This window comes from Citrobacter sp. W9 (genome assembly GCF_026719375.1).
Classification (GTDB): Bacteria; Pseudomonadota; Gammaproteobacteria; order Enterobacterales; family Enterobacteriaceae; genus Citrobacter; species Citrobacter werkmanii.
In genome coordinates, this window is the sequence record NZ_JAPPTE010000012.1 from 117,751 (window position 1) to 138,762 (window position 21,012).

19 protein-coding genes and 2 pseudogenes are annotated in these 21,012 nt (G+C 52.3%); 13 read left to right on the plus strand and 8 right to left on the minus strand.

Annotation, left to right across the window (positions count from 1 at the left end; translation table 11 throughout):
* Positions 1-133 precede the first annotated feature (133 nt).
* The gene (locus tag OOJ59_RS17380) at positions 134-862 is read right to left on the minus strand and encodes a MerR family transcriptional regulator (protein WP_150344927.1); all 729 of its coding nucleotides are present in this window, start codon (positions 860-862) and stop codon (positions 134-136) included.
* Positions 863-900: 38 nt separating this feature from the next.
* Between OOJ59_RS17380 and OOJ59_RS17385 the strand changes: the two are divergent.
* A pseudogene (locus OOJ59_RS17385) lies at positions 901-1,056 on the plus strand (integrase); the annotation flags it as partial.
* A 99-nt stretch (positions 1,057-1,155) separates the two neighbouring features.
* Here the strand turns inward: OOJ59_RS17385 and icd are convergent.
* Positions 1,156-2,406 (minus strand): NADP-dependent isocitrate dehydrogenase, encoded by a 1,251-nt coding sequence (gene icd / locus OOJ59_RS17390; protein ID WP_038639915.1) that lies wholly within the window; start codon positions 2,404-2,406, stop codon positions 1,156-1,158.
* Between the two features lie 201 nt (positions 2,407-2,607).
* On the opposite strand from icd, the gene rluE reads away from it, so the two are divergent.
* From rluE to roxA, 8 genes are all read left to right on the plus strand, one after another.
* The gene (gene rluE, locus OOJ59_RS17395) at positions 2,608-3,231 is read left to right on the plus strand and encodes a 23S rRNA pseudouridine(2457) synthase RluE (protein ID WP_069325366.1); all 624 of its coding nucleotides are present in this window, start codon (positions 2,608-2,610) and stop codon (positions 3,229-3,231) included.
* A 9-nt stretch (positions 3,232-3,240) separates the two neighbouring features.
* A complete protein-coding gene (locus OOJ59_RS17400) occupies positions 3,241-3,702 on the plus strand; it encodes an NUDIX hydrolase (RefSeq protein ID WP_160956190.1) in 462 nt (153 codons plus the stop codon).
* Positions 3,703-3,755: 53 nt separating this feature from the next.
* A complete protein-coding gene (gene mnmA, locus OOJ59_RS17405) occupies positions 3,756-4,862 on the plus strand; it encodes a tRNA 2-thiouridine(34) synthase MnmA (RefSeq protein WP_003832402.1) in 1,107 nt (368 codons plus the stop codon).
* Between the two features lie 34 nt (positions 4,863-4,896).
* Positions 4,897-5,538 (plus strand): high frequency lysogenization protein HflD, encoded by a 642-nt coding sequence (gene hflD, locus OOJ59_RS17410; protein WP_032940122.1) that lies wholly within the window; start codon positions 4,897-4,899, stop codon positions 5,536-5,538.
* Positions 5,539-5,541: 3 nt separating this feature from the next.
* The gene (gene purB, locus OOJ59_RS17415; protein ID WP_038639900.1) at positions 5,542-6,912 is read left to right on the plus strand and encodes an adenylosuccinate lyase; all 1,371 of its coding nucleotides are present in this window, start codon (positions 5,542-5,544) and stop codon (positions 6,910-6,912) included.
* 195 nt (positions 6,913-7,107) lie between these two features.
* A complete protein-coding gene (phoP, locus tag OOJ59_RS17420; protein WP_042309337.1) occupies positions 7,108-7,779 on the plus strand; it encodes a two-component system response regulator PhoP in 672 nt (223 codons plus the stop codon).
* Positions 7,779-9,242: a two-component system sensor histidine kinase PhoQ gene (gene phoQ / locus OOJ59_RS17425; RefSeq protein ID WP_069323350.1), complete on the plus strand. Its 1,464-nt coding sequence runs from the start codon at positions 7,779-7,781 to the stop codon at positions 9,240-9,242. Before phoP ends, phoQ begins: the two co-directional genes overlap by 1 nt.
* A 91-nt stretch (positions 9,243-9,333) precedes the next feature.
* Positions 9,334-10,455: a [50S ribosomal protein L16]-arginine 3-hydroxylase gene (gene roxA / locus OOJ59_RS17430; RefSeq protein WP_038639870.1), complete on the plus strand. Its 1,122-nt coding sequence runs from the start codon at positions 9,334-9,336 to the stop codon at positions 10,453-10,455.
* A 96-nt stretch (positions 10,456-10,551) separates the two neighbouring features.
* On the opposite strand, the gene pepT is transcribed toward roxA, so the two are convergent.
* Positions 10,552-11,778 carry a peptidase T gene (pepT, locus tag OOJ59_RS17435; RefSeq protein WP_069323349.1) on the minus strand — a complete coding sequence of 409 codons (1,227 nt, stop codon included), beginning with the start codon at positions 11,776-11,778 and terminating at the stop codon, positions 10,552-10,554.
* Positions 11,779-12,028: 250 nt separating this feature from the next.
* Here pepT and potA point away from each other — a divergent pair, with 250 nt between their 5' ends.
* The 4 genes from potA to potD are packed head-to-tail and all read left to right on the plus strand — an operon-like array spanning position 12,029 to position 15,856.
* Positions 12,029-13,165: a spermidine/putrescine ABC transporter ATP-binding protein PotA gene (gene potA, locus OOJ59_RS17440; protein ID WP_038639864.1), complete on the plus strand. Its 1,137-nt coding sequence runs from the start codon at positions 12,029-12,031 to the stop codon at positions 13,163-13,165.
* On the plus strand, positions 13,149-14,006 hold the full coding sequence (potB, locus tag OOJ59_RS17445; protein ID WP_038639863.1) for a spermidine/putrescine ABC transporter permease PotB: 858 nt from the start codon (positions 13,149-13,151) through the stop codon (positions 14,004-14,006). Before potA ends, potB begins: the two co-directional genes overlap by 17 nt.
* Entirely contained in the window at positions 14,003-14,782 is a 780-nt protein-coding gene (gene potC, locus OOJ59_RS17450; RefSeq protein ID WP_006684943.1) for a spermidine/putrescine ABC transporter permease PotC, read from the plus strand. Before potB ends, potC begins: the two co-directional genes overlap by 4 nt.
* 27 nt (positions 14,783-14,809) lie before the next feature.
* A complete protein-coding gene (potD, locus tag OOJ59_RS17455) occupies positions 14,810-15,856 on the plus strand; it encodes a spermidine/putrescine ABC transporter substrate-binding protein PotD (protein ID WP_121530002.1) in 1,047 nt (348 codons plus the stop codon).
* A 101-nt stretch (positions 15,857-15,957) separates the two neighbouring features.
* On the opposite strand, the gene cobB is transcribed toward potD, so the two are convergent.
* The 5 genes and pseudogenes from cobB to lolC all read right to left on the minus strand — a co-directional run bounded on the left by cobB (position 15,958) and on the right by lolC (position 20,862).
* Positions 15,958-16,779 (minus strand): Sir2 family NAD+-dependent deacetylase, encoded by an 822-nt coding sequence (gene cobB, locus OOJ59_RS17460; protein WP_069323348.1) that lies wholly within the window; start codon positions 16,777-16,779, stop codon positions 15,958-15,960.
* Between the two features lie 15 nt (positions 16,780-16,794).
* Positions 16,795-17,706, minus strand: a pseudogene (nagK, locus tag OOJ59_RS17465) (N-acetylglucosamine kinase).
* An 18-nt stretch (positions 17,707-17,724) separates the two neighbouring features.
* Positions 17,725-18,969: a lipoprotein-releasing ABC transporter permease subunit LolE gene (lolE, locus tag OOJ59_RS17470; RefSeq protein ID WP_069323346.1), complete on the minus strand. Its 1,245-nt coding sequence runs from the start codon at positions 18,967-18,969 to the stop codon at positions 17,725-17,727.
* Positions 18,969-19,670 carry a lipoprotein-releasing ABC transporter ATP-binding protein LolD gene (gene lolD / locus OOJ59_RS17475; RefSeq protein ID WP_159121303.1) on the minus strand — a complete coding sequence of 234 codons (702 nt, stop codon included), beginning with the start codon at positions 19,668-19,670 and terminating at the stop codon, positions 18,969-18,971. Before lolD ends, lolE begins: the two co-directional genes overlap by 1 nt.
* Positions 19,663-20,862 (minus strand): lipoprotein-releasing ABC transporter permease subunit LolC, encoded by a 1,200-nt coding sequence (gene lolC / locus OOJ59_RS17480; protein ID WP_137351545.1) that lies wholly within the window; start codon positions 20,860-20,862, stop codon positions 19,663-19,665. The genes lolD and lolC overlap by 8 nt, the downstream gene beginning before the upstream one ends.
* Positions 20,863-21,012: the final 150 nt, after the last annotated feature.

Genomic DNA, 21,012 nt, shown 5'->3' on the forward strand with positions numbered 1-21,012 from the left:
CCAAGTTTATACTAAAAAATAATTATAAATTCATTTAATTCAACAAATTAAAATTTAGTATTTTTGAGAGAATTTATTCGAAAGCCACTAAGGTAGTGGCCAATCAACACACAAGAAAGGTAATGACAGAGGATTAAAGCGGGATCACTTCGAGGGAGTTGACCTGCTGTTGCCAGAGGTCTATCTGTTTTTTGCGCGCTACGGTGAGTTTGCCGGACGTCACCAACAGCCATTTGCGATCGGGGAAAATTTCAGGCGCAAGCATCGCGGGCGGTACAGGAAGCACATCAATGCGATGTCCCTGTCCAGTGCGACCAAGCGCTTCAAGCCAGATCTCGCAGGGGTCGGTAAGATGCCAGCCTGTAATCAGGTAGTTATCGCCCGGCGCACGCTTATCTCCTTCCAGGCAAAACGAGGTGTAAGAAATAATAATACCATCGAGGATTTCACGCAGCGTCATGATAGCCGGCACGTTAGCTGATACCTGGCTTCGCAGAGGGCGCAGCACCTCGCTCACCAGTTCAGGGCGGGGATATTCGCGGCCGGCATCATAAATAAGCTGGCGCAGAGATTCTATTTTCCCTTCGTTCAGGCGCTGCAGCATACTCTCTTGCAGAGCGAACCAGTTATTCGTTCGCCGGGCACCAGGGCGGGACAGCAACGGTTTAACCTGGCTTATCGGTACGCCTTTTTTCACCCAATCGAGAATTTTAAGCGCCTGTTGGATATCGTCATCGCTATACAACCGGTGCCCACCATCCGTACGCTGTGGTTTGAGAAGTCCATAACGACGTTGCCAGGCGCGCAGCGTTGTGGCGGTTATTCCACAAAGCCGCGCAAATTCACCGATGGAATAGGACATACAGAGCACCGAATAACCAAGAATACTTTCAATATACTACGAACCACGAGCAACAATCACTTTCAGAAAGAAGATATAAAGCACAAGGGATTGATATCCAGAAATTATTGGAACATAAATCAAGAGAAATGACAGACAAATATCACGACGACAGGGGTAAGGATTGGACAGTTGTCGAAGTAAAAACAGGGTGAGTACGCCTGGTTTTGGGGAAACGTTTTGGGGAAACAATGTTGCAGGCATAAAAAACGGGAACCTCTCGGCTCCCGTTCTCACACAACCCAGAATCTGGATTACATGTTTTCGATGATCGCGTCACCAAACTCTGAACATTTCAGCAGCTTAGCGCCGTCCATCAGACGTTCGAAGTCATAGGTTACGGTCTTAGCGTTGATTGCGCCTTCCATACCTTTAACGATTAGGTCAGCCGCTTCAACCCAACCCATGTGGCGCAACATCATTTCAGCAGACAGAATGATGGAACCTGGGTTCACTTTATCCTGGCCTGCGTACTTCGGCGCAGTACCATGAGTCGCTTCGAACAGCGCACATTCGTCACCGATGTTCGCGCCCGGCGCGATACCAATACCACCCACCTGTGCTGCCAGCGCATCAGAGATGTAGTCGCCGTTCAGGTTCATACACGCAATCACATCATACTCAGCAGGGCGCAGCAGGATTTGTTGCAGGAACGCATCGGCGATAACGTCCTTAACCACGATTTCTTTGCCGGATTTCGGGTTCTTGATTTTCACCCACGGGCCACCATCGATCAATTCACCACCGAATTCTTCACGCGCTAACTGGTAACCCCAGTCTTTGAACGCGCCTTCAGTGAACTTCATGATGTTACCTTTATGTACCAGGGTAACAGAATCGCGATCGTTCGCGATGGCGTATTCAATCGCCGCACGAACCAGACGCTTAGTCCCTTCTTCAGAACACGGCTTGATACCAATGCCGCAATGTTCCGGGAAGCGAATTTTCTTCACGCCCATTTCTTCGCGCAGGAATTTAATCACTTTCTCAGCGTCTGCGGAGTCCGCTTTCCACTCGATACCCGCATAGATATCTTCGGAGTTTTCACGGAAGATAACCATGTCGGTCAGTTCAGGGTGTTTTACCGGGCTTGGCGTACCCTGGTAATAACGCACCGGGCGCAGGCAGACATACAGGTCAAGTTCCTGACGCAGAGCGACGTTCAGAGAGCGAATACCGCCGCCAACTGGCGTGGTCAGAGGGCCTTTGATGGCAACACGATATTCACGAATCAGATCAAGGGTTTCAGCAGGCAGCCAGACGTCCTGACCATAAACCTGAGTGGATTTCTCGCCGGTGTAGATTTCCATCCAGGAGATTTTACGCTCGCCTTTATAGGCTTTCTTGACAGCAGCATCGACAACTTTGATCATCGGTGGGGTTACATCAACGCCGATACCATCGCCTTCAATGAACGGGATAATCGGATTTTCAGGAACGTTGAGTTTGCCGTTTTGCAGGGTGATCTTCTTACCTTCCGCCGGAACAACTACTTTGCTTTCCATTCACCTCTCCTTCGAGCGCTTCTGGTTTGCTCGTCTGTCATCGCGCTGCATGTGCATTGGCGTCCTGCTGCACGACTGCGTTAGAGCAATTTTTTGTTAATGATTTGTAATGAGCGTGTCAATACTACCCTATTGTTCGTCGCCATGAAAGACACTCGTTCTTAGGCTATAATGCGGCAATTGATATAATCTGAAAATACCATGCAAAAAACTTCTTTTAGAAATCACCAAGTTAAGCGATTCAGCTCACGACAAGTCACTAAACAGCGTAAAGAAAACCAGCCAAAACGCGTGGTTTTGTTCAATAAACCCTACGATGTTTTGCCACAATTTACTGACGAAGCGGGACGCAAAACGTTAAAAGATTTTATTCCCGTGCAAGGCGTGTATGCTGCGGGTCGTTTGGATCGGGACAGTGAAGGGCTTTTAGTGCTGACCAACGATGGCGCATTACAGGCGCGGTTAACGCAGCCCGGCAAGCGCACGGGGAAAATTTATTATGTTCAGGTTGAGGGAGAACCTACGCCCGAAGCGCTGGAAGCCCTGCGCACTGGCGTAACGCTCAACGATGGCCCTACACTGCCCGCAGGAATTCAAATGGTAGAAGAACCTGCCTGGCTGTGGCCGAGAAACCCGCCCATTCGTGAACGGAAGAATATTCCCACCAGTTGGCTAAAAGTCACCTTATATGAAGGCCGCAACCGTCAGGTACGTCGGATGACGGCGCATGTTGGGTTTCCTACACTGCGCCTCATACGCTATGCCATGGGCGATTACACACTGGAAAATCTCGCTAACGGCGAATGGCGGGATGCAACTGTATAAGGAAGCTGTATGTTCAAACCACACGTCACGGTCGCCTGCATTGTGCATGCAGAAGATAAATTTTTAGTGGTTGAGGAAACCATCAACGGCAAAGCTTTGTGGAATCAACCTGCCGGGCACCTGGAAGCGGACGAAACTCTGGTGCAGGCCGCCGCTCGTGAGCTATGGGAAGAGACAGGCATCAACGCACAACCGCAGCACTTCATTCGAATGCATCAATGGATTGCGCCGGACAAAACGCCCTTTTTACGTTTTCTGTTTTCTATCGAACTTGCCAATATGTGCGCTACTGAACCTCATGACAGTGATATAGATTGCTGTCGCTGGGTCTGCGCAGAAGAGATTCTTTCAGCGCCAAATCTGCGCTCGCCGCTGGTTGCCGAGAGTATTCTCTGTTACCAGAGTGGAGAGCGCTATCCGCTGGCAACGATCGGCGAATTTAACTGGCCGTTTACAGAGGGTGTCAAGTAAAGGGCTGCGTGCTAGAATATGCCGCCTTGAAGTTCAATGTCGTGAGTATTCCTATGTCTGAAAGCCCAAAAAAAGTGATCGTCGGCATGTCCGGCGGTGTCGATTCTTCCGTATCTGCCTGGTTGTTGCAACAACAGGGTTATCAGGTAGAAGGCCTGTTCATGAAGAACTGGGAAGAGGACGATGGCGAGGAATATTGCACAGCGGCTGCCGACCTCGCGGATGCACAGGCTGTTTGCGACAAACTCGGCATTGAACTGCATACCGTTAACTTTGCTGCAGAATACTGGGACAACGTCTTTGAACTGTTCCTGGAAGAGTACAAAGCGGGTCGTACGCCGAACCCGGATATTCTGTGCAATAAAGAAATCAAATTTAAAGCCTTCCTTGAGTTTGCCGCCGAAGATTTAGGTGCCGATTACATCGCCACCGGTCACTACGTACGCCGCGCGGATGTCGACGGAAAAAGCCGCCTGCTGCGAGGGCTCGATGGCAATAAAGACCAGAGCTATTTCCTCTACACGCTCGGCCATGAGCAAATCGCGCAAAGCCTGTTCCCGGTTGGCGAACTGGAAAAACCACAGGTGCGTAAAATTGCCGAAGATCTCGGACTAATTACGGCCAAGAAAAAAGACTCCACCGGTATCTGCTTCATCGGCGAACGCAAGTTCCGCGAATTTCTTGGTCGCTACCTGCCCGCTCAGCCAGGTAAAATCATCACCGTTGACGGTGAAGAGATTGGCCAGCACCAGGGGCTGATGTACCACACTCTGGGCCAACGTAAAGGTCTGGGCATTGGCGGTACAAAAGAAGGGACGGAAGATCCATGGTATGTGGTGGATAAAGACGTTGAGAACAACATTCTGGTTGTCGCTCAGGGCCACGAACACCCACGTCTGATGTCCGTTGGGCTGGTGGCGCAACAGCTGCATTGGGTCGATCGCGAACCGTTCACCGGCACCATGCGCTGCACGGTGAAAACCCGTTATCGTCAGACCGACATTCCGTGCACCGTTAAAGCGCTGGATGCTGAACGTATTGAAGTCATTTTCGACGAACCTGTCGCGGCGGTAACGCCGGGTCAGTCGGCTGTCTTTTACAATGGCGAAGTCTGCCTCGGCGGCGGAATTATCGAACAACGCCTGCCTTTGCCGGTCTAATTATTTACACATTTGATACAAGGAAGCAGTGAACGTGGCAAAGAACTATTATGACATCACCCTCGCCCTGGCAGGTATATGCCAGTCGGCACGCCTGGTGCAAGAACTGGCGCACCAGGGGCATTGTGATGCCGATGCGTTACACGTTTCGCTCAACAGTATCATCGACATGAACCCCAGCTCTACGCTTGGGGTTTTTGGCGGGAGTGAAGCTAACCTGCGACTTGGCCTTGAAACGTTGCTCGGCGTGCTCAACGCCAGCAGTCGTCAGGGGCTAAATGCGGAACTCACCCGCTACACGTTAAGCCTGATGGTACTGGAGCGTAAGCTGTCAGCTGCCAAAGGCGCTATGGACACGCTGGGAGACCGTATCAACGGCTTGCAGCGCCAGTTGGACCATTTTGATTTGCAGTCAGAAACGCTGATGAGCGCAATGGCCGGCATTTATGTTGACGTCATCAGCCCACTCGGCCCGCGTATTCAGGTTACGGGTTCTCCTGCCATCCTTCAGAGCCCGCAGGTTCAGGCCAAAGTACGCGCTTCGCTACTGGCTGGCATTCGTGCAGCAGTGCTCTGGCATCAGGTTGGTGGAGGCCGTCTGCAACTCATGTTTTCTCGTAATCGCCTGACGACTCAGGCAAAACAAATTCTTGCTCATTTAACCCCGGAGTTGTGATCTATGGAATTATCCTCACTGACCGCCGTTTCCCCTGTCGATGGACGCTACGGCGATAAAGTCAGCGCGCTGCGCGGGATTTTCAGCGAATACGGTTTGCTGAAATTCCGTGTACAGGTTGAAGTACGCTGGCTGCAAAAACTGGCCGCGCACGCAGCGATCAAGGAAGTTCCTGCTTTTGCTGCCGACGCAATCGGTTTCCTTGATGCGATCGTCGCTAACTTCAATGAAGAAGATGCTGCGCGCATCAAAACCATTGAGCGTACGACCAACCATGATGTGAAGGCAGTTGAGTATTTCCTGAAAGAAAAAGTGGCTGATATCCCGGAGCTGCATGCCGTTTCCGAGTTTATTCACTTCGCGTGTACGTCAGAAGACATCAACAACCTGTCTCACGCGCTGATGCTGAAAACCGCTCGCGACGAAGTGGTCCTGCCGTACTGGCGTAAGCTTATCGACGCAGTGAAAGATCTGTCCGTACAGTATCGCGATATCCCTCTGCTCTCCCGTACCCACGGCCAACCCGCCACCCCATCCACGCTGGGCAAAGAAATGGCGAACGTGGCCTACCGTATGGAGCGCCAGTACCGCCAGCTTAACCAGGTCGAAATTCTCGGTAAAATCAACGGCGCCGTCGGTAACTATAACGCCCACATCGCCGCTTACCCGGAAGTTGACTGGCATCAGTTCAGCGAAGAGTTTGTTACGTCGCTGGGCATCCAGTGGAACCCTTACACCACGCAGATTGAACCGCACGACTACATTGCCGAGCTGTTTGATTGCATCGCCCGTTTCAACACTATCCTGATTGACTTTGACCGCGATGTCTGGGGTTACGTGGCGCTGAACCATTTCAAACAGAAAACTATCGCCGGTGAGATCGGTTCCTCCACCATGCCGCACAAGGTTAACCCAATCGATTTCGAAAATTCCGAAGGTAACCTGGGTCTGTCTAACGCGGTTCTGCAACACCTGGCGAGCAAACTGCCGGTTTCCCGCTGGCAGCGCGACCTGACGGACTCTACCGTTCTGCGCAACCTGGGTGTCGGTATTGGCTATGCGCTGATCGCGTATCAGTCCACGCTGAAGGGCGTGAGCAAACTGGAAGTCAATCGCGAGCATCTGCTTGATGAACTGGACCATAACTGGGAAGTGCTGGCCGAACCTATTCAGACCGTAATGCGTCGCTATGGCATTGAAAAACCGTACGAGAAGCTGAAAGAGCTGACGCGCGGTAAACGCGTTGACGCCGAAGGTATGAAACAGTTTATCGATGGCCTGGCCCTGCCGGAAGACGAGAAAACTCGCCTGAAAGCGATGACACCAGCCAACTATATTGGTCGCGCCATCACCATGGTTGATGAACTGAAGTAATCTGGTTTGTGCCGGACGGCGGTTTCGTCAGTTCCGGCCTCCAGTTGATGTTATATTGAAGCCGGATAAGCGTCAGCGCCTTCCGGCTTTTTAGCCAGTGATAGCCTCCCTTCCCCCGGTTTATTAAATGTTTATCCCCACGGACACATAATCAGCGTTAAACTATTCATACCGTTCATATAGGGAGTAACGATGATGCGCGTACTGGTTGTCGAGGATAATGCTTTATTACGCCACCACCTCAAGGTTCAGTTACAGGATTTAGGGCATCAGGTGGATGATGCAGAAGATGCTAAGGAAGCAGACTATTACCTTAATGAACATCTGCCGGATATCGCGATCGTTGATTTAGGGCTCCCGGATGAAGATGGCTTGTCGTTGATCCGCCGCTGGCGCAGCAATGATGTTTCACTCCCGATTCTGGTATTAACCGCCCGTGAAGGCTGGCAGGACAAGGTGGAAGTGCTCAGCGCCGGCGCCGACGATTACGTCACCAAACCGTTTCACATTGAAGAAGTGGCTGCACGCATGCAGGCGTTGATGCGTCGCAACAGCGGTCTGGCATCGCAGATTATCTCCCTTCCACCTTTTCAGGTGGACCTCTCTCGCCGCGAGTTATCCGTCAATGATGAGGTTATCAAGCTCACGGCGTTCGAATACACCATAATGGAAACACTCATCCGCAATAACGGCAAAGTGGTCAGTAAAGATTCGCTCATGCTGCAGCTTTATCCGGATGCCGAGCTGCGTGAAAGTCATACTATTGATGTTCTGATGGGACGTCTGCGCAAAAAAATACAGGCGCAATATCCTGACGACGTCATCACCACCGTGCGTGGCCAGGGATATCTTTTTGAATTGCGCTAATGAATAAACTATTGCGTCATTTTTTCCCGTTATCGCTACGGCTACGTTTTTTACTGGCAACCGCTGGCGTGGTATTGGTGCTCTCACTGGCCTACGGCATCGTTGCCCTGGTGGGTTATAGCGTCAGCTTTGATAAAACCACGTTTCGCCTGTTGCGCGGCGAGAGCAATCTGTTCTATACCCTGGCGAAATGGGATAACGGTAAAATTAATGTCGAGTTGCCCGAAAATCTCGACATGCAAAGCCCCACAATGTCGCTGATTTATGATGAAAACGGCAAGTTGCTGTGGGCGCAGCGCAACGTCCCGTGGCTGACCCAGAGTATTCAACCTGACTGGCTGAAAACGAATGGTTTTCATGAAATTGAGGCCAATGTCGACGCCACCAGCACATTGCTGGGTGCAGATCACTCCGCACAGCAGCAGTTAAAAGAAGTCAGAGAAGACGACGACGACGCTGAAATGACCCACTCGGTAGCGGTAAATGTCTACCCAGCCACCGCCAGAATGCCCCAACTGACCATTGTGGTTGTCGATACCATTCCTATTGAGTTAAAGCGCTCGTATATGGTCTGGAGCTGGTTTATTTATGTGCTGGTCGCTAATCTGTTGTTAGTCATCCCACTGTTATGGGTGGCCGCCTGGTGGAGCCTGCGGCCTATTGAATCGCTGGCGCGTGAAGTTCGTGAGCTTGAAGAACATCATCGTGAGATGCTGAATCCCGCCACCACGCGTGAACTGACCAGTCTGGTCCGCAACCTCAACCGGCTGTTGAAAAGCGAACGTGAGCGCTACGACAAATACCGCACCACGTTAACCGATCTCACGCATAGCCTGAAGACACCGCTGGCCGTATTGCAAAGTACGATGCGCTCGATGCGTAACGAAAAAATGAACGTAAGCGACGCGGAGCCCATCATGCTCGAGCAAATCAGCCGTATTTCCCAGCAGATTGGCTATTACCTGCATCGCGCCAGCATGCGTGGCAGTAGCGCCCTTCTCAGCCGGGAACTGCATCCTGTCGCGCCGTTGCTGGATAAACTTACTTCGGCGCTGAATAAGGTGTATCAGCGTAAAGGCGTTAACATTAATCTCGACATCTCACCTGAAATCAGCTTTGTAGGCGAGCAGAACGATTTTGTCGAAGTGATGGGAAACGTGCTGGATAACGCCTGTAAATACTGTCTGGAGTTCGTCGAGATTTCAGCGCGACTATCAGAGGATCAACTGCATATTTTGGTTGAAGATGATGGCCCCGGCATTCCGCATAGCAAACGCGAAGTGGTGTTTGACCGCGGACAACGTGTCGATACGCTACGACCAGGACAAGGTGTCGGGCTGGCGGTAGCGCGTGAAATCACCGAACAGTATGACGGGCAGATTATTGCAGGTGACAGCCTGTTGGGCGGCGCGCGCATGGAAGTTATTTTTGGTCGCCAGCAGCCGGGGCAGAAAGACGAGTAATCGTCGCATGTAATAAATATGTACTGACTTCACGCTTGAGGTTAAGTATCCGTTATAATCGGTTGCAGATACCAGCCTGCGGATGCTCATTATGGAATACCAACTCACACTTAACTGGCCCGATTTTCTGGAACGCCACTGGCAAAAACGCCCGGTGGTCTTAAAACGCGGGTTTAACAACTTTATTGATCCACTCTCTCCTGACGAACTGGCTGGACTGGCAATGGAAAGCGAAGTCGACAGCCGACTCGTCAGCCACCAGGACGGTAAATGGCAGGTTAGCCACGGTCCGTTCGAAAGCTATGACCATCTTGGCGAAAACAACTGGTCGCTGCTGGTGCAGGCGGTCAATCACTGGCATGAGCCAACCGCGGCGCTGATGCGTCCGTTTCGCGAGCTGCCGGACTGGCGTATTGACGATCTGATGATCTCCTTCTCCGTACCCGGCGGCGGCGTTGGCCCGCATCTGGATCAGTACGATGTGTTTATTATTCAGGGTACCGGGCGTCGTCGCTGGCGCGTGGGCGAAAAACTACAGTTGAAGCAGCACTGCCCTCACCCGGATCTGCTGCAGGTCGACCCGTTTGAAGCCATCATTGATGAAGAGCTGGAACCCGGCGATATTCTGTATATTCCGCCAGGGTTCCCACACGAAGGCTACGCGCTGGAAAACGCCATGAACTATTCGGTGGGTTTCCGTGCGCCAAACACTCGCGAACTGATTAGCGGATTTGCCGATTACGTTTTGCAGCGTGAACTGGGCAGCACGTATTACAGCGATCCGGATCTGCCGCCACGCGATCATCCGGCTGACGTTCTGCCGCAGGAGATGGACAAGCTGCGCGAAATGATGCTGGGGCTGATTAATCAACCTGAACATTTCCAACAATGGTTTGGTGAGTTTATTTCTCAGTCTCGTCATGAACTGGATATTGCCCCGCCAGAGCCACCGTACCAGCCTGACGAAATCTACGATGCCCTGAAGCAAGGGGATGTATTAGTGCGTCTGGGTGGATTGCGTGTATTACGCATCGGCGACGATATCTACGCCAATGGTGAGAAAATTGACTCGCCGCATCGTCCTGCCCTTGAAGCCCTTGCCAGTCATATCGTACTGACGGCCGAGAATTTTGAGGATGCGCTGGAAGATCCATCCTTCCTTGCCATGCTGGCCGCACTGGTTAACAGCGGGTATTGGTTCTTCGAAGGGTAAATCATTGTGACTGCGCCGGATGGCGCTGCGCTTATCCGGCCTACAAATATCTCATCCCGTAGGCCGGATAAGCGCAGCGCCATCCGGCATCTACATTTATTTTTGTTTCGCCGCCAGCTCCGCAATACGTACAATGACCTGCACCGCTTTTTCCATCCCTTCCAAAGTCACAAATTCATGTTTGCCATGATAGTTGTAGCCGCCGGTGAACAGATTCGGACACGGTAACCCCATAAACGACAGCTGCGCGCCGTCGGTTCCGCCACGAATAGGCTTCAGCACAGGTTCAATATCGCAATCGCGCATCGCCTTCTGGGCAATATCCAGCACGTGCGGATGCTCAATCACTTTTTCGCGCATATTGTAATAGCTGTCTTCGATCACCAGTTCGATATAGCAGTCCGGGTGTAACCCTTTGCCAACCTTCTTGGCGATATCCATGATCTTGCGTTTACGCGCTTCAAACTGCTTGCGGTCAAAATCACGGATGATGTAGTGCATATCCGCCCGATCAACCGTCCCTTTCATGCTCGCCAGGTGATAAAAACCTTCATAGCCTTCCGTCGTTTCCGGGCTTTCATCGGCCGGAACCTCCGCGTGAATACGTGCAGCCAGCGACAGCGCATTCACCATCACCCCTTTTGCGGTGCCCGGATGCACATTGTTGCCCACGATCTTAATATTAACCGACGCGGCGTTGAAGTTTTCAAACTCCAGCTCCCCCACGCCACCGCCGTCAACGGTATAGGCCCACTGCGCATCGAATGCCGCAACGTCGAAATGCTTCGCCCCTTTACCGACCTCTTCGTCCGGCGTAAAGGCCACGCGAATATCACCATGCGGGATCTCTTTTTGGATCAGCACTGCCAGCGCGGTCATGATTTCTGCGATGCCCGCTTTATCATCGGCGCCCAGCAATGTTTTGCCGTCTGTAGTGATTAGCGTCTGGCCCAAAAGCTGATGCAGTACCGGGAACATCACCGGCGACAGAACTTCATCGCCAATACCTAACGCGATATCGCCCCCGCGGTAGTTTTCAACAATTTGCGGATTAACGTTTTTACCACTGCAATCCGGTGAGGTATCCACATGGGAAATGAAACCGATAGCGGGAATATTGCCAGCAACGTTAGCAGGCAACGTTGCCATCAGCGTCCCCTTTTCGCTGAGTGAAATATTGACCAGCCCCATCTCTTCGAGCTGTTGTTTGAGCAGTTGTAATAACTTCCACTGTCCTTCGGTGCTGGGTACTTGCCGCACGCCCGATTTTGATTGGGTGTCCAGCGACACGTAGTGTAAAAAACGCTCAAGTAGTTTATCCATGCAGTCACCCTCACTTTTTGTGACAACATTATCAATAAGCAACAAAAGACAAATATTGCGTCAGGTCACTTTTATCCCCGCAAGTAAGAATATTTCGCCATGACATCCACTCTGACTATAGGGCTAAGTCAGTAATTCGCAACAAGGATTGGCGATTACCATGGTTTGCCGTAGAATAACGGCCCTCATTAAGAGTCATCAAGGTGGTTAACCACAAACCCCGCATCGGTCAGCCATCCGGTGCGTTTACATGGGACAGAGTAAAAAATTGAATAAACAACCGCGTTCGCTTTCTCCACTGGTGCAATTAGCGGGAATTCGCAAAAGTTTCGATGGCAAAGAGGTGATTTCCAGCCTGGATTTGACCATCAAAAACGGCGAGTTTCTCACGCTGCTCGGCCCCTCTGGCTGCGGTAAAACAACCGTTCTTCGCCTGATTGCCGGTCTGGAAACGGTTGATTCCGGTCATATCATATTGGACAACCAGGACATCACTCACGTTCCGGCGGAAAATCGCTACGTGAACACCGTCTTCCAAAGCTATGCGTTATTTCCCCACATGACCGTGTTTGAAAATGTGGCCTTCGGTTTACGCATGCAGAAAACACCCGCTGCTGATATCCCTCCTCGTGTTACCGAAGCCCTGCGCATGGTACAACTGGAAGAATTCGCCCAACGAAAGCCGCATCAACTTTCTGGTGGACAGCAACAGCGCGTGGCGATTGCCCGTGCGGTGGTCAACAAACCTCGTTTGCTCCTGTTAGATGAATCCCTCTCTGCGCTGGACTACAAACTGCGCAAACAGATGCAGAACGAACTGAAAGCGCTGCAACGTAAGCTTGGTATCACTTTTGTTTTTGTCACGCACGACCAGGAAGAAGCGCTGACCATGTCAGACCGTATTGTGGTAATGCGCGATGGCAAGATTGAGCAAGATGGTACGCCGCGCGAAATCTACGAAGAGCCGAAAAATCTGTTTGTCGCCGGGTTTATCGGCGAAATCAATATGTTTAACGCGACGGTCATTGAGCGTCTGGACGATCAGCGCGTTCGTGCTAATGTGGAAGGTCGCGAGTGCAACATTTACGTCAACTTCGCGGTGGTGCCTGGGCAAAAACTGCACGTATTATTGCGCCCTGAAGATCTGCGCGTTGATGAGATCAACGACGATAATCATATTGAAGGTCTTATCGGCTACGTGCGTGAACGCAACTACAAAGGCATGACGCTGGAGTCGGTTGTGGAACTGGAAAATGGCAAGATGGTGATGGTCAGTGAATTCTTCAATGAAGACGATCCTGACTTCGACCACTCGCTCGACCAGAAAATGGCGATTAACTGGGTAGAAAGCTGGGAGGTCGTACTGGCTGATGAAGAACACAAGTAAATTCCAGAGTGTGGTGATCGTCACCATTGTCGGTTGGCTTGTGTTATTTGTCTTTCTGCCCAACCTGATGATCATCGGCACCAGCTTTTTGACCCGTGACGACGCTAATTTCGTCAAAATGGTCTTTACGCTGGAAAACTATACTCGCCTGCTGGATCCGCTCTATTTTGAGGTACTGGTTCACTCCCTCAATATGGCGTTGATTGCCACGCTCGCCTGTCTGGTACTCGGCTATCCGTTTGCCTGGTTTTTGGTAAAGCTGCCGGAAAAAGTGCGCCCGCTGCTGCTGTTCCTGCTGATTGTTCCGTTCTGGACCAACTCGCTTATTCGCATCTACGGACTCAAAATTTTCCTCAGTACCAAAGGCTATCTCAACGAGTTTCTGTTGTGGCTCGGCATTATTGATACCCCCATTCGCATCATGTTTACCCCCAGCGCGGTGATTATCGGCCTGGTGTACATCCTGCTACCGTTTATGGTGATGCCGCTCTACTCCAGCATTGAGAAGCTCGATAAACCGCTGCTGGAAGCCGCACGCGATTTAGGCGCCAGCAAACTTCAGACCTTTACCCGCATCATTATTCCGCTGACGATGCCGGGAATTATCGCCGGATGTCTGCTGGTTATGCTGCCGGCAATGGGGCTGTTTTACGTTTCCGATTTAATGGGCGGGGCGAAAAACCTGTTGATTGGTAACGTGATTAAAGTGCAGTTCCTGAACATTCGCGACTGGCCGTTTGGCGCAGCTACCAGCATAACGCTGACTATCGTGATGGGGCTGATGCTGCTGGTCTACTGGCGCGCCTCGCGCTTGCTGAACAAGAAGGTAGAACTCGAATGATCGGTCGACTGCTTCGTGGCGGTTTTATGACCGCTATCTACGCGTATCTGTATATTCCAATCATTATTTTGATTGTGAACTCCTTTAACAGCTCGCGCTTTGGCATCAACTGGCAAGGTTTTACTACCAAGTGGTACGGTCTGCTGGTGAACAACGACAGCCTGCTGCAGGCGGCGCAACACTCCCTGACGATGGCAGTGCTCTCCGCAACGTTTGCCACGCTGATCGGTTCACTCACCGCGGTCGCGCTTTATCGCTACCGTTTTCGCGGGAAACCCTTTGTCAGCGGCATGCTGTTTGTGGTGATGATGTCGCCCGATATCGTAATGGCGATTTCGCTGCTGGTGTTGTTTATGTTAATTGGCATTCAGCTCGGCTTCTGGTCGCTGCTGTTTTCGCATATTACCTTCTGTCTGCCTTTTGTGGTGGTGACGGTCTATTCACGTCTGAAAGGCTTTGATGTGCGAATGCTGGAAGCGGCAAAAGATTTGGGCGCCAGTGAAGTGACTATCCTGCGCAAGATCATTCTGCCGCTGGCAATGCCTGCGGTGGCGGCTGGCTGGTTGCTAAGCTTTACGCTGTCGATGGATGACGTCGTTGTTTCATCCTTCGTCACCGGGCCGGGTTATGAAATTTTGCCCTTAAAAATCTACTCAATGGTAAAAGTCGGCGTATCACCCGAGGTGAACGCACTGGCGACCATTTTGTTGGTTCTGTCGCTGGTTATGGTGATCGCCAGCCAGCTTATTGCACGTGATAAAACCAAGGGCCGCTAAGGCCCTTAATTCAGGGGACGTTAAATGATGAAAAAATGGTCACGCCACCTGCTCGCGGCGGGTGCTCTGGCACTGGGCATGAGCGCCGCTCACGCGAATGACAACAACACGCTCTATTTCTATAACTGGACTGAGTATGTGCCGCCAGGACTGCTGGAGCAGTTCACCAAAGAGACCGGCATTAAGGTTATCTATTCGACCTATGAGTCGAATGAAACCATGTACGCCAAGCTCAAAACCTATAAAGACGGTGCGTACGATCTGGTGGTTCCGTCTACCTATTACGTCGATAAAATGCGTAAAGAAGGCATGATCCAGAAGATCGACAAGTCGACGTTGACCAATTTTCACAACCTCGATCCGGAAATGCTCAACAAGCCGTTTGACCCCAACAATGACTACTCCATTCCGTATATCTGGGGTGCGACGGCCATTGGCGTTAACAGCGATGCCATCGACCCGAAAACCGTAACCAGTTGGGCCGACCTGTGGAAACCGGAGTACAAAGGTAGCCTGTTGTTAACCGATGACGCGCGTGAAGTCTTCCAGATGGCGCTGCGCAAGCTGGGGTATTCCGGCAATACCACCGATCCAAAAGAGATTGAAGCCGCCTATAACGAGTTGAAGAAGCTGATGCCTAACGTCGCGGCATTTAACTCTGACAACCCGGCCAACCCGTATATGGAAGGCGAAGTCAATCTGGGGATGGTGTGGAACGGCTCCGCATATGTCGCGCGCCAGGCGGGGACCCCGCTGGAAGTGGTGTGGCCGAAGGAAGGGGGTATTTTCTGGATGGACAGTCTGTCTATTCCGGCTAATGCGAAAAACAAAGAAGGTGCGCTGAAGCTGATTAACTTCCTGCTGCGCCCGGACGTGGCGAAAGAAGTCGCAGAAACTATCGGTTATCCAACGCCAAACCTTGCGGCACGTAAGCTGCTGAGCCCGGAAGTGGCGAACGATAAAACGCTCTACCCTGATGCTGATACCATCAATAAAGGGGAATGGCAAAATGACGTCGGCTCCGCCAGCGCCATTTATGAAGAGTATTATCAGAAGCTGAAAGCAGGACGCTAATTCAGCGTTGTAAGGAATGCCCGATGGCGCTACGCTTATCGGGCCTACATCAATGCGAAGCGTAGGCCGGATAAGGCATTTGCCGCCATCCGGCAAAAAAATTACAGCCCTTTCAATAACTTCTCAACAAACTCAGGCACCACCTGGCTTGCCGGACCGTAATGCTTCTCTTCGAATTCGCTTCCCACCTGGCTCGGCTCGAGATTTAACTCTACCGTATGCGCTCCATGCAGCCGCGCCTCATGCACAAAACCCGCGGCCGGGTAAACATGGCCTGATGTGCCAATGGCAATAAACACATCCGCCATTGCCAGCGCCATATAAATTTCATCCATTCCCAGCGGCATTTCGCCAAACCACACGACGTGCGGTCGCAGCGGAGCCGGGAACTGGCAGCAATGGCATTTGTCTTCCGCAGTCACATCGCCCGTCCACTCCAGAATCTGTCCGCTTTGCGAACAGCGAACCTTGAGCAGTTCGCCGTGCATATGGATGACATTCTGGCTGCCTGCGCGTTCATGCAGGTTATCAATATTCTGCGTCACCAGTAAAAAACGGTCACCCAGCTCGGCTTCAAGTTTTGCCAGCGCGATATGCGCCGCGTTGGGCTGGATTTCTGGTTGCTGCAATTGATGACGACGGGCGTTATAAAACGACTGAACCAGTTCCGGGTTGCGACTAAACCCTTCCGGAGTCGCAACGTCTTCGACCCGATGTTCTTCCCAAAGACCATCCGTCGCGCGGAAGGTTCGAATACCTGACTCGGCAGAAATTCCCGCTCCCGTCAGTACCAGCACTCTTGGTTTTTCCATCAATTCAGGCACCACTCTGTCTCTGAAAAAGATTCGTTGACGCAGGCGATCGCGCAAATGGCGTTTATTTTTACGAAAGCGGCTTAACCGATGACTCCGACGCGACAGCATAACAACCTCTTTGTATTAATCGGTAAGATGTAAAAAAGCGGCCCCGCGCATTCCGCCCGCATCACCGTGCCGCGCCTGCTCAATACGCGGCACTCGGGCAACCGGCAGCAGATGGCGTGGCAATCTGTCCGCCAGTTGCGTCGTAATAGCGGAAAAATTCGACAAACCACCACCAATCACCACTAAATCAGGATCAACGATGGTCAGGATATTCCCCAAACAGACTGCCAGTAAATCCAGATAACGTTCAACATGGGCGCGCGCTTGCTCATCCCCCTGCTCCCACAGCGCGATAATTTCACGGGCATCCAGCGGTTGATGGTAGTAATGCTGATACAACCACGCAAATCCACCACCGGAGAGATAGCTTTCAATACAGCCCAATTGGCCGCATCCGCAGCGGCGCAGTGGGAAATCAAATCCCATCAGCGTCAGCGCATCGACAGGCAAACGAATATGACCAAACTCACCGGTGATATAGCTGCGTCCGGTGATAGATTTACCGTTAAGCACCAGTCCACCGCCGACACCAGTGCCGAGGATTAACCCCATAACCAGCGGATACTGAGTGAACTCGTCGTCCCAGGCTTCAGAGAGGGCAAAACAGTTGGCATCGTTGTCCAGGCGAACATCGCGGTCAAGGCGGGCACTGAGATCGGCACGGAGCGGTTTACCACTGGCGGCAGGCACATTGGCCGCGTACAGCGTACCGTCTTCTGTTTCCGGCATGCCAGGAATGCCGATACCCACCGAACCTTTGACGCCGAATCGCTGGTCCGCTTCCATTACCAGATTGCAGACCGCATTAAGGAAAGCTTAATAGCTGTCGCGAGGCGTAGGGACGCGTGTTTCCCATTGCAAACGGCGTTGGTTATCAAATACTCCCAGCGCAATTTTGGTCCCGCCGATGTCAAATCCGTAATACATCACCGCTCCTTCTTATTGTTATTGGCCGCTAAGTACTCTCGCAGGATCAATATTGCTGGCGCGACGCGCCGGATACCAACTCGCCAAAAGACTCAGCACTAATGCTGTCACCAGCACGTAGATCACATCCAGCCAGTGTAATTCCGATGGCAGGAAGTCAATGAAATAGATATCGCCAGACAGGAACTGATGGCCGATAAGCGCCTCGATGCCGTTGATGATTGGCGTCAACTGCAGCGAGACAACCACCCCGATGACGACGCCTATCAGACTACCGAACAAACCCGCCAGCAGGCCGTACCAGACAAAAATGGCACGGATCAAACCATCTTTAGCCCCCAGGGTTCTTAATACCGCAATATCACCGCTTTTGTCTTTTACCGCCATCACTAACGTGGAAACGATATTAAAACAGGCCACGCCAATCACCAGCACCATCGCCAGATACATGATGGCGCGGATCATCTGGATATCGCGGTACATATAGCCGTAGGTACCAATCCAGCTCTTAATATAAACATAGTTATTGGTGACTTCACCCGCGTCACGTACCAGTTTATTGGCGTTAAAGACGTCGTTAACTTTTAGCGCGATCCCGGAAACGCTGGATCCCATATCCAGGTATTGCTGCGCATCTTCCATGGGGATCATGGCAAAGCTGTGATCGAGCTGACCGCTCAGCTGCAAAATGCCCGTCACGTGCAAACGCACGCGTTTAGGCTGCTGTAACTTATGGTCCGCACTGGCGTTAGGGATCATAATCGACACCCAGTCGCCCTGCTTCACCTTCAGCGCATCGGCAATCCCCTTACCAATGATGATTTGCTGCTCACCGGCTTTGAAATTATCCCAGGCGTGGTTCTGCACGAACGATGGCAGCGCGCTTAAACGCTGCTCCTGTTTCGGGTCAACGCCCTTCACCTGCACCGCGCGTAGATTCGCCCCACTCTCCACCAGTCCGGTAAAGTTGATATAGGGCGCTGCGGCGACAATACCAGGCACTTTCTGTACTTTATCGAGCGCTTCCTGCCAGTTGTTCCACGGCTGGTTGACGGCCTCAATTTCACCGTGCGGGACCACGGCCAGAATACGGTTGTTCAACTCACGCTCAAAGCCATTCATGGCGCTTAACCCGACGATCAACACCGCCACACCCAACGCGATGCCAACGGTAGAAATCACCGAAATCAGCGAGACCATACCGCCGCGCCGCCGACCTCGGCTAAAACGCAGGCCAATCAATAACGATAAAGGCGAAGCCATTACTCTGCTCCCATCAGGCTCAGTTCAGCCGTCAGGCGACCATCGCGCATTTCAAGCTGGCGGCTCATGCGCTTCGCCAACTGCAGATCGTGCGTCACCACCAGAAATGCCGTGCCCTGAGAGCGGTTAAGCTCCCCCAGAAGCTCGAAAATGCTGTCCGCGTTGCGCGCATCAAGGTTACCCGTTGGTTCATCCGCCAGCACCAGACGAGGGTTATTGACCAGCGCACGGGCAATGGCCACGCGCTGACGCTCGCCGCCCGACAGTTCAGACGGGCGATGGCTGGCACGATGGTCCAGCCCTACCGCTTTCAGCATATCGCGCGCGCGCGCGGTGATTTCAGCCGGTTTTTTCTTACCAATCAGCAGCGGCATCGCTACGTTTTCCAGTGCGGTAAAATCCGGCAGCAGATGGTGGAACTGGTAAATAAAGCCCAGCTTCTGATTGCGCAGTTCCGCCTTCGCCGCAGACGAGAGCTTGCTCATCGGCTGACCGCTAAAAATGACGTCGCCGGAAGTTGGTGTATCCAGCCCACCTAACAGATGGAGCAGCGTACTCTTACCGGAGCCGGAGCTGCCGACAATCGCCATCATCTCGCCTTCGCCAACGCAAAAACTGACATCGTGCAGGACATCGGTCTGCACTGAGCCTTCCTGATAGCGTTTGCACAGGTTGTCGCATTGCAACAGGATCTTATTCATAACGTAAAGCCTCAGCGGGTTGAGTGGCGGCAGCGCGCCAGGAAGGATAAAGCGTAGACAGCAGCGCGACGGCCATCGCCACCAGCGCAATGACGATAACCTGCAGCGGCTCGATGGCGACCGGCAGCGCAGCGCCATCCAGAAGCACGCCGATAATGGGCATCAGGTTGTTCAGTTGACTGGCGAGCAATGCGCCCAGCCCTGCGCCCAGCAGCGCGCCGATAATCCCGGCACTGGCCCCCTGAACCATAAACACCATCATTATCTGCCGCGGCGTTAGCCCCTGAGTTTGTAGAATCGCCACTTCCCCTTGCTTCTCCATTACCATCAGACCCAGCGAGGTAATAATATTAAAAGCCGCCACCGCCACGATCAGACTGAGCAGCAGCCCCATCATGTTTTTCTCCATGCGCACGGCCTGGAATAATTCCCCTTTACGCTCGCGCCAGTCCTGCCATTTGGTACCTTGCGGCAGCGTTTGCTGGCTCAACGTGTCAACCTTTAACGGCTCGTTCAACCACAAACGCCAGCCGGTGATATTACCCACCGGGTAGCGCATCAGGCGTGACGCATCCTGAATGTTGGTCAGCATCTGGTAGCCGTCGACTTCGCTGTTAGCGGCAAAGGTGCCGATCACCGTAAACAGACGCTGGCTAGGCAAACGCCCCATCGGCGTAAACTGACTGGCGGACGGCACCATTACGCGAATTTGATCGCCACGGTTAACGCCCAACTGCCCGGCAAGCTGCTCACCGAGGATGACATTATACTTACCCGGTTGCAGATCTGTTTGCTTCACATTGACCAGATACGGCGTGAGCGGATCTTTTTGCGCCGGGTCGATACCCAGCATTACGCCAACCGCCACGCTACGCGCACTTTGCAGCACCACATCACCCGTTGTTATGGGTGCAACGCGGTTGACGCCGTTCAACACCACCGCTTTTTCCGGCAATTGCTGCGGGTTTAGGGAACCCTGTTCAGACGAGAGAACAGCCTGGGGCATCAGGCCAAGGATATTGTTTTGCAGCTCGCGCTCGAAACCGTTCATCACTGACAACACTGTGACCAGCGCCATTACCCCGAGAGTAATGCCGATGGTGGAGAGCCAGGAAACGAAGCGACCGAAGCGATCTGCTGCACGCCCGCGCATATAACGCAGGCCGATGAATAGAGCGACAGGTTGGTACATGAAATCCGTCTGGTTGCTGTTAGCAAAGTCACGAGTATATAAGCGAAAGCGGAATGGGTAAATGACTGAACCGTAAGTGTTCGTCAGCACTATTCCTAAAAGGATAGATAAATCAATCCGCTGTAGTTACCCCTCCCTCTTCAGTCCGGG